Source organism: Flavobacterium sp. PMTSA4 (assembly GCF_032098525.1).
Lineage (GTDB): Bacteria > Bacteroidota > Bacteroidia > Flavobacteriales > Flavobacteriaceae > Flavobacterium > Flavobacterium capsici.
In genome coordinates, this window is sequence record NZ_CP134890.1 from 1,092,028 (window position 1) to 1,105,390 (window position 13,363).

13 protein-coding genes are annotated in these 13,363 nt (G+C 32.3%); 11 read left to right on the plus strand and 2 right to left on the minus strand.

Annotated features, from left to right (window positions below; genetic code table 11):
* Window positions 1-5: 5 nt before the first annotated feature.
* From RN605_RS05045 to RN605_RS05060, 4 genes are all read left to right on the plus strand, one after another.
* The gene (locus RN605_RS05045; protein WP_313322773.1) at window positions 6-1,256 is read left to right on the plus strand and encodes a DUF418 domain-containing protein; all 1,251 of its coding nucleotides are present in this window, start codon (window positions 6-8) and stop codon (window positions 1,254-1,256) included.
* A 5-nt stretch (window positions 1,257-1,261) separates the two neighbouring features.
* A complete protein-coding gene (locus tag RN605_RS05050; protein WP_313322775.1) occupies window positions 1,262-2,998 on the plus strand; it encodes an amidohydrolase family protein in 1,737 nt (578 codons plus the stop codon).
* Between the two features lie 19 nt (window positions 2,999-3,017).
* The gene (locus RN605_RS05055; RefSeq protein WP_313322777.1) at window positions 3,018-4,340 is read left to right on the plus strand and encodes an APC family permease; all 1,323 of its coding nucleotides are present in this window, start codon (window positions 3,018-3,020) and stop codon (window positions 4,338-4,340) included.
* Between the two features lie 177 nt (window positions 4,341-4,517).
* The gene (locus RN605_RS05060; RefSeq protein WP_313322779.1) at window positions 4,518-4,922 is read left to right on the plus strand and encodes a hypothetical protein; all 405 of its coding nucleotides are present in this window, start codon (window positions 4,518-4,520) and stop codon (window positions 4,920-4,922) included.
* 35 nt (window positions 4,923-4,957) lie between these two features.
* On the opposite strand, the gene RN605_RS05065 is transcribed toward RN605_RS05060, so the two are convergent.
* On the minus strand, window positions 4,958-5,800 hold the full coding sequence (locus RN605_RS05065) for an isoaspartyl peptidase/L-asparaginase (protein WP_313322781.1): 843 nt from the start codon (window positions 5,798-5,800) through the stop codon (window positions 4,958-4,960).
* A complete protein-coding gene (locus RN605_RS05070) occupies window positions 5,797-6,669 on the minus strand; it encodes a cyanophycinase (protein WP_313322783.1) in 873 nt (290 codons plus the stop codon). The genes RN605_RS05065 and RN605_RS05070 overlap by 4 nt, the downstream gene beginning before the upstream one ends.
* Window positions 6,670-6,808: 139 nt before the next feature.
* Here RN605_RS05070 and rluF point away from each other — a divergent pair, with 139 nt between their 5' ends.
* The 7 genes from rluF to hemN all read left to right on the plus strand — a co-directional run bounded on the left by rluF (window position 6,809) and on the right by hemN (window position 13,310).
* Window positions 6,809-7,621 (plus strand): 23S rRNA pseudouridine(2604) synthase RluF, encoded by an 813-nt coding sequence (rluF, locus tag RN605_RS05075; RefSeq protein ID WP_313322785.1) that lies wholly within the window; start codon window positions 6,809-6,811, stop codon window positions 7,619-7,621.
* 6 nt (window positions 7,622-7,627) lie between these two features.
* Entirely contained in the window at window positions 7,628-7,999 is a 372-nt protein-coding gene (gene crcB, locus RN605_RS05080) for a fluoride efflux transporter CrcB (protein ID WP_313322787.1), read from the plus strand.
* Between the two features lie 61 nt (window positions 8,000-8,060).
* Window positions 8,061-9,068 (plus strand): DHH family phosphoesterase, encoded by a 1,008-nt coding sequence (locus tag RN605_RS05085; RefSeq protein WP_313322789.1) that lies wholly within the window; start codon window positions 8,061-8,063, stop codon window positions 9,066-9,068.
* Window position 9,069: 1 nt separating this feature from the next.
* Window positions 9,070-9,651 carry a gliding motility-associated peptidyl-prolyl isomerase GldI gene (gene gldI, locus RN605_RS05090; protein WP_313322791.1) on the plus strand — a complete coding sequence of 194 codons (582 nt, stop codon included), beginning with the start codon at window positions 9,070-9,072 and terminating at the stop codon, window positions 9,649-9,651.
* On the plus strand, window positions 9,644-10,768 hold the full coding sequence (locus RN605_RS05095; protein WP_313322793.1) for a peptidylprolyl isomerase: 1,125 nt from the start codon (window positions 9,644-9,646) through the stop codon (window positions 10,766-10,768). The genes gldI and RN605_RS05095 overlap by 8 nt, the downstream gene beginning before the upstream one ends.
* Before the next feature lie 9 nt (window positions 10,769-10,777).
* Window positions 10,778-11,848, plus strand: coding sequence for a peptidylprolyl isomerase (locus tag RN605_RS05100; protein WP_313322795.1), 1,071 nt, complete (start codon window positions 10,778-10,780; stop codon window positions 11,846-11,848).
* Between the two features lie 100 nt (window positions 11,849-11,948).
* Window positions 11,949-13,310 carry an oxygen-independent coproporphyrinogen III oxidase gene (gene hemN, locus RN605_RS05105; protein WP_313322796.1) on the plus strand — a complete coding sequence of 454 codons (1,362 nt, stop codon included), beginning with the start codon at window positions 11,949-11,951 and terminating at the stop codon, window positions 13,308-13,310.
* Window positions 13,311-13,363 lie beyond the last annotated feature (53 nt).

A 13,363-nucleotide genomic window follows, 5' to 3' on the forward strand; every position in this document is an offset into this window, starting at 1 on the left:
CCTATATGGAACCTAACCAAAACCAAGTTTTACCCATTCAAAAAGAAGACCGAATTGATTTTTTAGACATAATGCGAGGCATTGCTATATTTTTCATTTTCACAGCAAATATTCCAGTTTTCTCAGGACTTTTTTTCCTTTCAGATGAGATTATAAAGAATGGCATTACTTTACCAACTGACGATTGGGTCGATATTATTTTATATACTATAGTTGATGGAAAATTCTACACCATCTTTTCCTTGCTTTTCGGAATTGGAATTACCATTCAATATGAAAATCTGATAGCAAGAAATCAATCTTTTGGTTCATTTTTTAAGAAAAGAATGTTTTGGTTATTGGTGATTGGAGCTATTCATATTTCTCTTTTCTGGGTTGGAGATATTTTAACTTTATATGCTTTTTTGGGTTCTGGGTTACTTATTTTCATTAAAACTGATAACAAGAAACTCATTCGTTTGTCAATCATTTTACTTTTACTTCCAATTCTTAACACCATTATAATACACTATTTTCATTTAGATTATCCCAAAATATTTCTTGAAACCAATGCAAAAATTGCCAATTACTTTCATTTAGTAGTTGCTGAACGAAATGGTGTAATGGCAACTAATTTTGGAGCTATGCTTAAAAATGAAAGTTTAATAACCTTTTTTCAAACTAATTTTTCTAATGTCTTTGTTAGAATATATTATTTATTTATGGAAGGTAGATTATTTAAAGTTTTTGGTATTTTCTTAATTGGCATTTGGTTTGGAAGACAAATTTTGCATCATAATTTATTAACCAATAATAATTTACTAAAAAAAATAGCGCTTTATGGATTTTTAATTGGACTACCTATTTCCATATCTAGAACCTTTTTTACTTTTACCGGAGATGATAGTTTTGCATCTCAATTATCAGTAAGTATCTCGTATGCACTGGGAACAGTTCCTTTAGCGTTAGGATATTTTGCTGGATTAGCTTTGCTCTATCAAAAAAGAAAAGGTTTTTTAAACAATTTTGCACCTGTTGGTAAAATGGCGTTGTCCAACTATCTATTCCAAACCTTAATTTCAATTACACTTTTTTACAATGTTGGTTTTGGATTGGCAGGAAAATTTGGTTTCACAATAATTATTGGAATTGTAATTACTCTCTTTATTTTCCAAATTCTATTGAGCAAACTGTGGTTACAACATTTCCGTTTTGGACCTATAGAATGGATTTGGAGACAATTAACCTATGGAACAAAATTAAAACTAAAAAAATAATTCTTATGAAAGTTAAAATCATTCTATCGATTAAAGTTTTACTATTCTCGATTTCAGTTTCAGCACAAACCTATATTACCAATGTTTCTATTGCTGACGTAGAAAACAAAAAAATAATTCCAAATCAAACGGTTGTTATTGACAAAGATTTGATTTCTAAAATTCAGTCTAGCAAAGTTAAAATTCCAGCAAATGCAACAATAATTGATGGAACTGGAAAATTTCTTTTTCCGGGTTTAACCGATGCTCATATACATTTCTTTCAAAACGGTGGCTTATATGCACGACCAGATGCAATTGATTTAAGAAAGTATATGCCATACGATAAAGAAATAGAATTATTAAAACAAACCATGGAAGACAAATTGCGTCGCTATTTGCAAAATGGTATTACGAATGTAATTGATGTTGGCGCAAACACAAACTTGTTAAAACAAAGAAATACTTTTAAAGATGCAGATTATGCTCCGTCTATTTATATGACTGGTCCATTATTGACAACCTATGAGCCAAAAGTCTATGAAAATTTAAACGGAGATGAACCTTTTATTTTGACAAAGACAATTGAAGACGGCATAAAAGGAGTTCAAGCGCAACTGCCTTTCAAACCTGATTTTATAAAAATTTGGTACATAGCAGCAGCCGATGGATTAGGCATTGAAGCAAGTGCTCGAAAAAATTTGCCCATCATTAAAGCAATTATTGATGAAGCGCACAAAAATAACTTAAAAGTTGCTGTTCATGCTACCGAAAGAATAACAGCACAATTGGCGGTAGAAAATGGCGCTGATTTTTTAGTTCATAGTGTGGATGATGAAATTTTAAAAGATGATTTTATCCAATTATTAAAAAAGAACAAAGTTATTCTTTGTCCTACTTTAATAGTTGAAGAAGGATACATGAACACTTTTGGTCAAAAAGTAAACCCAAGTACATTTGAAATAAGCAAAGCCAATCCATTTCAATTGGGAAGTTTATTGGATTTAAAACATTTATCAGACACTTTATTAATCAACAAGTATAAGAATCGAGCAAATTCCGCTTCAAGTATTGAAAGCACAAAAAAATCGGTTTCTACCTGCATGCAAAACTTAAAAAGATTGTCGGATGCAGGCGTTTTAATTACAACAGGAACCGATGCAGGAAATATAGGAACAATGCATGCCTCATCATATCTGACCGAATTACAAGCGATGCAAAAATCTGGTATGAATACATGGCAAATCATTCAAGCTTCCACAATAAATGGTGCAAAAATTTTAAATAAAGAAAAAGAATTTGGAACTATTTCAGCTGGTAAAAAAGCAAACTTGATTTTATTGAATGCTAATCCAATAGATAATTTAGATAACATTACTAAAATAGACAAAGTCATCAATAAAGGTGTTGTTTTTTCTCCTGAAAAAATAGTTGAAGAAACACCAACTGAGTTAGTACAACGTCAATTAAACGCCTATAACTATAGAAATATTGATGCTTTTTTAGATACTTATGCTGATGATGTAGAAGTATATGATTATCCAAATACGTTGCAATTTAAAGGCAAAGAAGAAATGCGAAAAATATATGCAACTATGTTTGATAACACGCCAAATCTTCATTGTGAATTAGTTGGTAGAATTACTCAAGGAAATATTGTTATTGACAAAGAACACGTTCAATTTGGAAAAAAATCAATAGAAGGAACAGCTATCTATCATGTTGAAAATGGTAAGATTAAAAAAGTGTATTTCATTTTATAATTAAAAAACCATAATCTTCATGGAAAACAACTCGCCCAATCACTTAAAAAAAATCCTTGGAGTTAGCTTTGGTATAGCAATTTTAATTGGAGGAACTATTGGAGTAGGAATCTTGAGAACGCCAGGAGCAATTGCTGGATTGCTTGATAATCATTGGCTAATTATTTCTTGCTGGATTTTAGGCGGTATATATGTTTTACTTGGTTGTGGTGCATATTCCGAACTTGCAACCATGTTTCCAAAAGCAGGTGGTTCCTATAATTATGTGAAACATGCTTTTGGAAATTATTTTGGATTCATAACAGGTTGGTTTGATTATCTAACCTGCGCCATTGCACCAGCATTTTTTTGTATTGTTATTAGTGAATATTTGGTTTTATTAGTCCCGCAATGGGAAAATCACACAACCATAATTGCAATTGCCTTTCTACTTGGTTTTACACTGCTTCATGCTAGTGGAACTAAAAACGGAAGTTTGGTCCAAAAAATTACTAGTGTCATTAAAATTCTACTATTCGTTATTTTAATTATGGCTTGTTTTAGTTATTCAGGAGTAGAAATTGCACCAATCAAAAAAAGTTCTGGCCTTTTAGAAAGTAGTATTATAGTATCTTTTTTTAAATCATTACAAATGGTTTTAGGCACTTATGATGGTTGGCATGGCGTTAGCTTTTTTGCAGAAGAAGATGAAAATCCATCAAAAAATATTCCAAAATCAATGTATTTAGGAGTACTAGTTGTTATTATTATTTATGTAATTATTAATTTGGCCTTCTTTTATGTGTTGCCAGTAGAAAATATTGCAAATTCGCCTTTAGCTGCTGCAGATGTTGCAAAATTAATCTTTGGAAAAAAAGGTTCGATAGTTGTTACTATTATTGCACTTTTTTCTATTATCAGTATACTGAATGCCTACATGATGCTTCCAAGTCGAGTTTTATATGGCATGAGTCGAGATGGTTATTTTGTTCATAAAGGAACTATTGTAAACAAAGGTGGTACTCCTATCGTTGCTCTTTTATTTTCATCCATTTTTGGTTTTATATTAATTTGCATCGGAACCTTTGAAATATTATTTTCTTTGGCAACTTTCATGTCTGTAACAGTTTGGTTATTAACATACATTACTTTAATAAAATTACGAATATCTAAACCCGATTTACCAAGACCACACAAATCTTGGGGACATCCGTTAACAACTATTATATTAATATTAAGTACAATTGCAGTGTTTATAGGATTTGCTTACAGCGATAGAAATAGTCTAGTGATTATCGGAATTATAATGCTATTTTCATATCCAGTTTTTCTATTGCTGCAGAAGAATCATTATAATAAATAAACAAAAGATATGGTAATAAATATTTAATTCGTAAAGGAGAAATTGAGTTCAATACAAATCCTGATAAAAATGTTATTCCTATCGAAAAATGTCTTTTATAAAAATATTATCAAATATTTTCTTAAATAAATTTTCATTATAAAATTTTTATATATTTGATTTTATAACTATAAAAAAATGAAAAAACAATTATCAAAAGTATTCTTTGTATTATTTACAAGTCTAACATTATTATCAAGTTGTTCAAGTGACAGCAGTTCTTCAAGTGGAGATGAATCAACATTAATGAATAAATGGTGGTATGATTCTGAAAATTTCACTGCAGATGTATTTTTTAATTCAAATGGTGAATATCTACAAAATCTAGTTTTTGGTGGATCAAGTTTTTCTAATACAGGAACTTGGGTTTGGGTTAATCAAAGTCAAAAAATAATGAAAGTATCTTATCAAACTGGCACTAATGCTGTAACAGAAGTTTGGTTTAAATTTTCAAATATTCAAGATCATAGTTTTAGTATAAAACAATCTACAGACGGAACTACTTATAGTGATGCCAGAAGTTATACAGACTCAGATAATTAATAATAAAAAATCCCAATCGTTCGATTGGGATTTTTTTATTGAAAAACTTCTTCATTTTCACCATCAAAACTGGCAAAAACCATCGTTGGATGTGAATCTTGATGATAGATGTTTCCTTTATTATCAATAGCTATTGCACCAGCAAAACCATCATATGGTTTTAATTCTTCAAATGTTTTTGCAAAAGCTTTTTCTAGTGTAAATCCATCGGTAACACGAGTTACAATTTTTGTAGCAGTTGCATTGCTAACAATGTCTTCACCAACTCCAGTTAGACTTACACCACAGATTTCATTACAATAATTTCCAGCTACTGTAGCCGAATCTGAAACACGACCAACGATTTCAAAACCTTTTCCGCCGGTTGAAGTTGCTACTGCTAGTTTTCCATCGTTATCCAAAGCTACGCAACCAACAGTACCAACACCAGTTCCAGCTAATTTTGCTTCATATTCTGCTCTACGTTGTGGAATTTCGGTAGAAAATTTTTCAAAACCATGTTGTCTTGCAAATTGGGTTGCTCCTTCTCCACTCAAAACTCGGTCATCTACTTTCATTAAAACCTGAGCTACTTGAATTGGATTTTTTACTTCTTCAATATTAATAACACCGCTGAATTTTTGAGTTGTTCCATCCATTAGTGAAGCACTCATTCTAATCTTCCCATCACTTTGAATTTGAGAACCAATTCCTGCATTGAATAAAGCATCGTCTTCTAATAATGAAGTAGCATAAACTACCGTTTCTAAAGCAGAATGTGTTTTTAAAAATTCATAAGAATCTTTTACAATTCGCAATAAAGCTTGTTGCTTGGCAATTTTTGTTTCATTATTGGTTGACGATTCAGAGAAAAATCCGCCGTGAATAATTATTTTCATACGTATTGTGAAGAATGAATCGTCATTTTAAAAGTATCTAAATCAAATGTATCTCGATTACTCATAACGTGTGTGACCAAATGATTAATTGAAATTGGTTGCCCTAATTCTACTTGGGTTAAATTAGTGTCTTTTATTTCTCTACCATCAACCAAAATCACAAGTCCTGAACCAATAGCTTCCATTTGACGTCCATTTAGTATCAACAAACCTGTATCTTCACCCAATCCTATTCCTAAAACTTTTGGATTTCCAACTACAGCTTGAAATAAACGTCCAATTCGACCGCGTTTTACAAAATGTGTATCAATAATTACATCATCTATTAAGGCTAAACCAGAAGTAATTTTCACTTCACCTTTCAATAAAGCTTCCGAACTACTTCCTTGATAAATCATGTTTGTTGAAGCAGCAGCTGCACCAGCAGAAGTTCCAGCATAGATAAAATCTTCATTTTTATATTTATCTAAAATGATTTGATGCATTTGTGTTCCACCTAAAATTGATGATAATCTTAATTGATCGCCACCAGTAAACATTACTACATCTGCATTTTTAATTCTTTCTAAAACTTCAGTTTCATTTGCTTGTTCTCTTTTTTCAATGTATAGAACATCAATATTCGTAGCACCAAGATAGTTGAAAGCTTTTACATATTCAGGACCAATTTCTCTTGGTATGCTTGAAGCAGTAGTAATTACTTCTATTCTAGATAATTCTTTATGTTTTGATTCTTTTATGATTCTTTTCAATATTCCTTCCTCGAAGAAATTCAAGTTTTTTGGAGCACTTTTGTCCAAATCTTTTTCAGTAAAACTGCCTTTATCAACAGCACCACCAATTATAATAAGTTTTCCGTGTATTTTCATGGCTGCAAAAATAACAAAAACTTAATATGTATGCATTTCATTTTACTATTTAAGTAGTAAATTATTAACTTATTTATCAAGAGGTTTTCTATAAAATTAGTTCAAATATATTGTTGCCAAATTGTTTTATATTTGTTGCATGGAATCTAATCAAACACGAATTAATAAATTTCTATCAGAATCAGGATTTTGTTCACGACGTGAAGCCGATAAATTATTAGAGCAAGGAAGAATTACCATCAATGGAAAAATTCCAGAATTAGGCACAAAAGTTTCCTCTGAAGATGAAATCAGAGTGGATGGAAAATTGATTCGTGAAAATCATGAAAAACCTGTTTACCTTGCATTTCACAAACCTGTAGGTATTGAATGTACAACCAATCAAAAAGTTCGCGATAACATTGTAGATTACATCAATTATCCGAAACGAATTTTCCCGATTGGTCGTTTAGATAAAGCTTCAGAAGGATTAATTTTCATGACAAATGACGGCAATATTGTAAACAAAATTCTCAGAGCCAGAAATAATCACGAGAAAGAATATATTGTTACTGTAAATCGTCCTATTACTGATAGATTTATTGAAAGAATGAGCAACGGAATTCCTATTTTAGATACCGTTACCCGAAAATGTAAAGTAGAACAAATCAGTAAAAATATATTTAGAATTATTTTAACCCAAGGCTTAAATAGACAAATTCGTAGAATGTGTGAGTTTCTAGATTATGAAGTTACAGCGCTAAAAAGAACACGTATCATCAATATTTCTCTTGATATTCCTGTTGGTCGTTATCGTGATTTAACAGATGACGAAATCAAACAGTTAAATAAATTAATAGAACCTTCGAGCAAAACAGAAGAAGCAAGTTTGCCTAAATCAAAAGTTCAAACTAGTAGAAAACCAATCCCAAAATCAAAAATCATCCCAAAGAAAAATACAAATAGAAAATAATCATTTATGCTAAAAACCATTTTATATATAGCAATTGGCGGCGCTATTGGAAGTGTTCTTCGTTACTTGACAAATGTTTTGGTTTCTAAATTTTGGATGAATGCTTTTCCTTTAGCAACTTTTATCGTTAATATTATTGGCTGTTTTCTGATTGGACTTTTTGTGGGTTATTTAGAAAAAAATCAATTCACTAACGACAGTCTAAAATGGTTTCTTATCACAGGTTTTTGCGGTGGTTTTACAACTTTTTCAGCGTTTAGTATCGAAAATCAATTTTTATTTCAAAACAACAACACACTTTTGGCCTTTGCCTATATCGGATTGAGTGTTTTTCTTGGAATTTTGGCAGTTTGGTTTGGCTTAAGTATTGCTAAATAAAAACTAAATTCTCTGTTAATCACTATGCTGATTATTTCAAATTTTAGTATTTTCGCAGGCTATGAATGAAACCGAAATTACGACTGTAAAAAATTTACTGGCAAACCCGAAAAAAATTGCAATTATTCCGCATCGAAGTCCAGATGGTGATGCAATGGGTTCAACTTTAGCTTTATATCATTTTTTAAAAAAATTGAACCATCAACCAGTTGTAATTTCACCAAATGATTTTCCGAACTTTTTGGCATGGCTTCCAGGTTCTAATGATGTTTTGATATATGAAAACGATAGAACTAATTGCACAAAAAATTTAAATGAAGCTGAATTAGTTTTTACTTTAGATTTTAATGCATTACACCGAACTGGAGAAATGGAACAAGTTTTAAGTAAGCTAACGGTTCCAATGGTAATGATTGACCATCATCAAAAACCTGATGATTTTGCAGCAGTTACCTATTCAGATACTTCATTTGGTTCAACATGCGAAATGATTTATAACTTTATAGCTTATTTAGAAAAAACTGAACTGTTAGATAAAACAATTGCAACTTGCATCTATACTGGAATCATGACCGATTCGGGTTCGTTTCGTTTTCCTTCAACAACAAGCAAAACCCATAGAGTTGTAGCCGATTTGATAGATTTAGGAATTGATAATAGTGAAATTCACAACCAAGTTTTTGATTCTAACTCGTATAATCGTTTGCAGTTGTTAGGCAGAGCTTTGCAAAACATGAGAGTTTTTCCAGAATATAAAACTGCTTATATATCGTTATCTCAAAAAGATTTGGATGAATTTCATTATGAAAAAGGCGATACCGAAGGCGTTGTAAACTATGGTTTAACCATAAAAGGAATTCATTTGGCAGCAATTTTTATAGAACATAAAGATGAAAACATCATTAAAATATCGTTCCGTTCACAAGGAAGTTTTGATGTTAATCAGTTTGCCAGAGAACATTTTCAAGGCGGTGGACATATTAATGCTGCAGGAGGAAAATCATACGACAGTTTGAATTATACTATAAAAAAATTCGAAAAAATAATTGCAACTATTGAAATTGAATAAAATGAAAATAAATAAAATCATCGCTCTAGTATTGTTGATTTGCATCACGTTTGTGAGTTGCAAACAACAACAAGCTCGAATGCCCGTTTCGCGTTCTTCTGGAACTTTTATGAAAGAATCTATTGTTCGAAATAAAAAATTAATTGCAGGCGAAGAAGCTCAAATTGATTCTATCATAAAAAGCAATCCAAGTGTAAAATATTATGCTTCAAAAAAAGGTTATTGGTTCTACTATGAAATCAGAAATGAAAATGACACACTTAGACCTAAAAAAGGTGATATAGCCTACTTTGATTATAACGTTCAAGATTTTAAAGGAAACATAATTTACTCTGAAATTCAAACTCGTCCTCAAGTTTATAAAGTCGATAAGCAAAACATTATGATGGGTTTGCGCGATGGAATTAAATTGATGCGTAAAAACGAAAAAGTAGTGTTCCTTTTTCCATCACATATGGCTTATGGATATCATGGCGATGAAAAACACATTGGCACCAATGAACCTTTAATTTGCACGGTTACTTTAAACGATTTTAAACCTGAATCTAAAACAACTCCTCAAACCATTATTAAAAATGAATAGATTGAAAACGCTTTTGTTATTTGTGATTTTTGCTTTTAGCATGCTTTCTTGCAAAGATGAACACAATGATTTAAAAGACGGAATTTATGCAGAATTACAAACCTCTAAAGGTGATATTTTGCTTCAATTAGATTATCAAAAAGCTCCAATTACGGTAGCTAACTTTATAACTTTAGCTGAAGGTACTAATCCGTTTGTTAGAGAAGAACTTAAAGGAAAACCGTTTTATGATGGTATTTCATTTCATAGAGTTATCCAAAAATTCATGATTCAAACTGGCGATCCATTTGGGAATGGTGCTGGTGATGCAGGTTATGCTTTTAAAGATGAAATTACCGATTTAAAACACGATAAACCTGGAATTTTATCTATGGCTAACTCAGGTCCAAATACTAATAGTAGTCAATTCTTTATAACGCATGTGCCAACGGAATGGCTTGATGGAAAGCATACTGTTTTTGGTCATATTGTTGATCCTTCTAACATTAGTGTGGTTAATGCAATAATGCAAGGCGACATGTTAAATAAAGTAACCATCATCAGAAAAGGTGAAGCGGCTAAAAAGTTTAATGCGGTTAAAATATTTGGCGATTATTTTAAAATAGAAACGCAAAACAAAGCCAGAGAAAAAGCATTAGAAGAAGCAAACAAGAAAATATATGAAGAAAAGTTTGCGGCCGTAATTGCTCAAAATTTAGTTTACTTCAATGAAGTTAAAGAAACAGCACCTAAATCTCCTACTGGAGTTCAATGTAAAATCATTTATGATGCACATGGTCCAAAACCTAAAGATGGTGCAGAAATATGCATGAAGTATTCTGGGTTTCTTGCTGATGGAACGCTTTTTGATACCAGCGAAGAAGACGTTGCTAAAAAATTTGGAAAGTATGATGCCCGAAAAGCACATCAAATTGGTTACAGACCTTTGCCATACACTGTTGGAACCAGTCAAATGATTCCGGGGTTTGCCGAAGGAATTAAAAAATTGAATATTGGCGATAAAGGCATTATATTTATTCCTGCAAAAATGGCTTATGGTGAGCAAGGTGCTGGAAATGTAATTCCGCCAAATGCCGATTTAATTTTTGTAGTTCAGTTAATTGAAAATTGTAAATAATATTTAAAAATGAAATTAAAAGTTAATTTATTATTCGTTCTAGCATTAAGTGTTTCTTCACTTTTTGCACAAACAACTAAAAAACCTACAGCAGCAAAACCAACTGCTACTAAAGCTTTGCCATTTGCTAAAACATCTGGTGAAGGAATTTTTGCAGAATTTGAAACAACAAAAGGTAAAATAAAAGTTCAGCTAGAGTATGTTAAAACGCCTGTTACTGTGGCTAATTTTATTTCTCTAGTAGAAGGAAACAATCCTGAAGTGAAAGAGGAAAAGCTAAGAGGAAAACCTTTTTATAATGGTTTAAAATTTCACAGAGTTATTGAAAACTTTATGATTCAAGGTGGTGATCCAAACGGGAATGGTTCTGGTGGACCAGGTTATGCTTTTAAAGATGAGTTTGTTCCTGAATTAAAACATGATAAACCTGGAATTTTATCAATGGCTAACTCTGGACCTCAAACTAATGGTTCACAGTTTTTCATTACTCATAAAGATACTCCATGGTTGGACGGAAAACATACTGTTTTTGGTCATGTAGTTACTGGTCAGGACGTAGTTAATGCAATTAAACAAGATGACGTTATCAATACTGTTAAGATTATCAGAGTTGGTAGTGCTGCAAAAAAGTTTGATGCTGTTAAAACTTTCTCTACTTATATAGCTGGAAAAGCAGAAGAACAAAAAGGAGAACTTGCTAAACAAGCTGCAATGAAAGAACAAGCGTTAAAAGAATTTGCTAATGCTTCTACAACTGCAAGCGGTTTAAAATATGTTGTTATTAAAGAAGGAAACGGCGAAATGCCTCAAGCTACCAGCAATGTAAAAGTACATTACACAGGTATGTTATTGGATGGTAAAATATTTGATAGCAGTGTGCAAAGAGGTGAACCAATTGATTTCCCATTGAACCAAGTTATTCCAGGTTGGACAGAAGGTGTTCAATTGATGAAAGAAGGTGCAAAATATAAATTTTATATCCCTTCAAATTTAGCTTATGGTGCTCGTGGTGCTGGTGGTGTTATTCCGCCAAATGCTGATCTGATTTTTGAAGTTGAGCTTTTAAAGATTAACAAATAATATAAAAGTCCCGAAGTTTCGGGACTTTTTTTATACATGACATTTATCATTTTATGCTTCTACTACTCTTTCTACTTTTGGAGTTATAAAATGGATAGTTATGTCGGTTTCATTGATTCAAAAGTATAATGTTCCTGGTCCGAGGTATACCAGTTACCCAACGGTTCCTTTTTGGGATGCTGCTAGTTTCAGCATTGATGGATGGAAAGAAAGCTACTTGCGTTCTTTTGATGAGAGCAATGCTACCGAAGGCATCAGCTTGTATATTCATTTGCCTTTTTGTGAAAGTTTGTGCACTTTTTGTGGTTGCCACAAGCGTATTACCAAACGTCATGAGGTGGAACATCCTTATATCATGGCGGTTTTGAAAGAATGGGATTTGTATTGCCAATCGTTCTCAGGGAAACCGAATATTAAAGAATTACACCTTGGTGGTGGCACACCTACTTTCTTTTCTCCGGAGCATTTAAAGCTTTTAATTGATGATATTCTTAGCAAAGCTACTTTGGCTGATGGCTACGAGTTTAGTTTTGAAGGTCACCCAAATAATACTTCGCGTGCGCATTTACAAACCTTGTTTGACTTGGGCTTTCGTCGGGTGAGTTTTGGAGTGCAGGATTATAGTGAGAAGGTTCAAAAGGCAATTCATAGAGAGCAATCATTTCACAATGTGGCTAAGGTTACTTTTTGGGCAAAAGAAATTGGATATACTTCCATTTCGCATGATTTGGTGTATGGGTTGCCGTTTCAAACTTTGGAAGATGTTATTGATACTATTGAAAAAACCAAATCGTTGTCGCCAGACCGATTGGCTTTTTATAGTTATGCGCATGTACCGTGGATAAAAGGCAATGGACAACGTGGTTTTAATGATGACGATTTACCGAAGGATGAAACCAAACGCAAACTTTATGAAATTGGCAAACAACTGCTAGAGAAAAATGGTTATCACGAAATTGGGATGGACCATTTTGCGTTGAAAACCGATAGTATGTATGAAGCTTTTGAAGATAAAAAGCTGCACCGTAACTTTATGGGGTATACTTCGTCTAAAACGCAATTGATGATTGGGCTTGGGGTTTCTTCTATTAGTGACAGCTGGTATGTGTTTGCTCAGAATGAGAAAAACTTAGAGGATTACTATGCGTTGTTAGATGAAAATAAAATTCCTGTGGTGAAAGGTCATGTGCTGAGTGCTGAAGATTTGATTGTTAGAAAGCATATATTGAACCTGATGTGTCAATTTGAAACTTCATGGAATGCTGCTACTACTTTTGATGCTTTGCCTGAGGTATTGGCAAGACTTGAAGAAATGGATCATGATGGTTTAGTTGTTATTCTTACTGATGGTTTGCAAATAACGGATGCTGGTAAACCTTTTGTTCGCAATGTTTGCATGGCGTTTGATTTGCACTTGCAACAGCATACTCCGCAGACACAACTGTTTTCGATGACGGTTTAGATTTGAATTAGTAAATGGGATTATTTGTCAATAAGACAATCTGTCTATAAGTC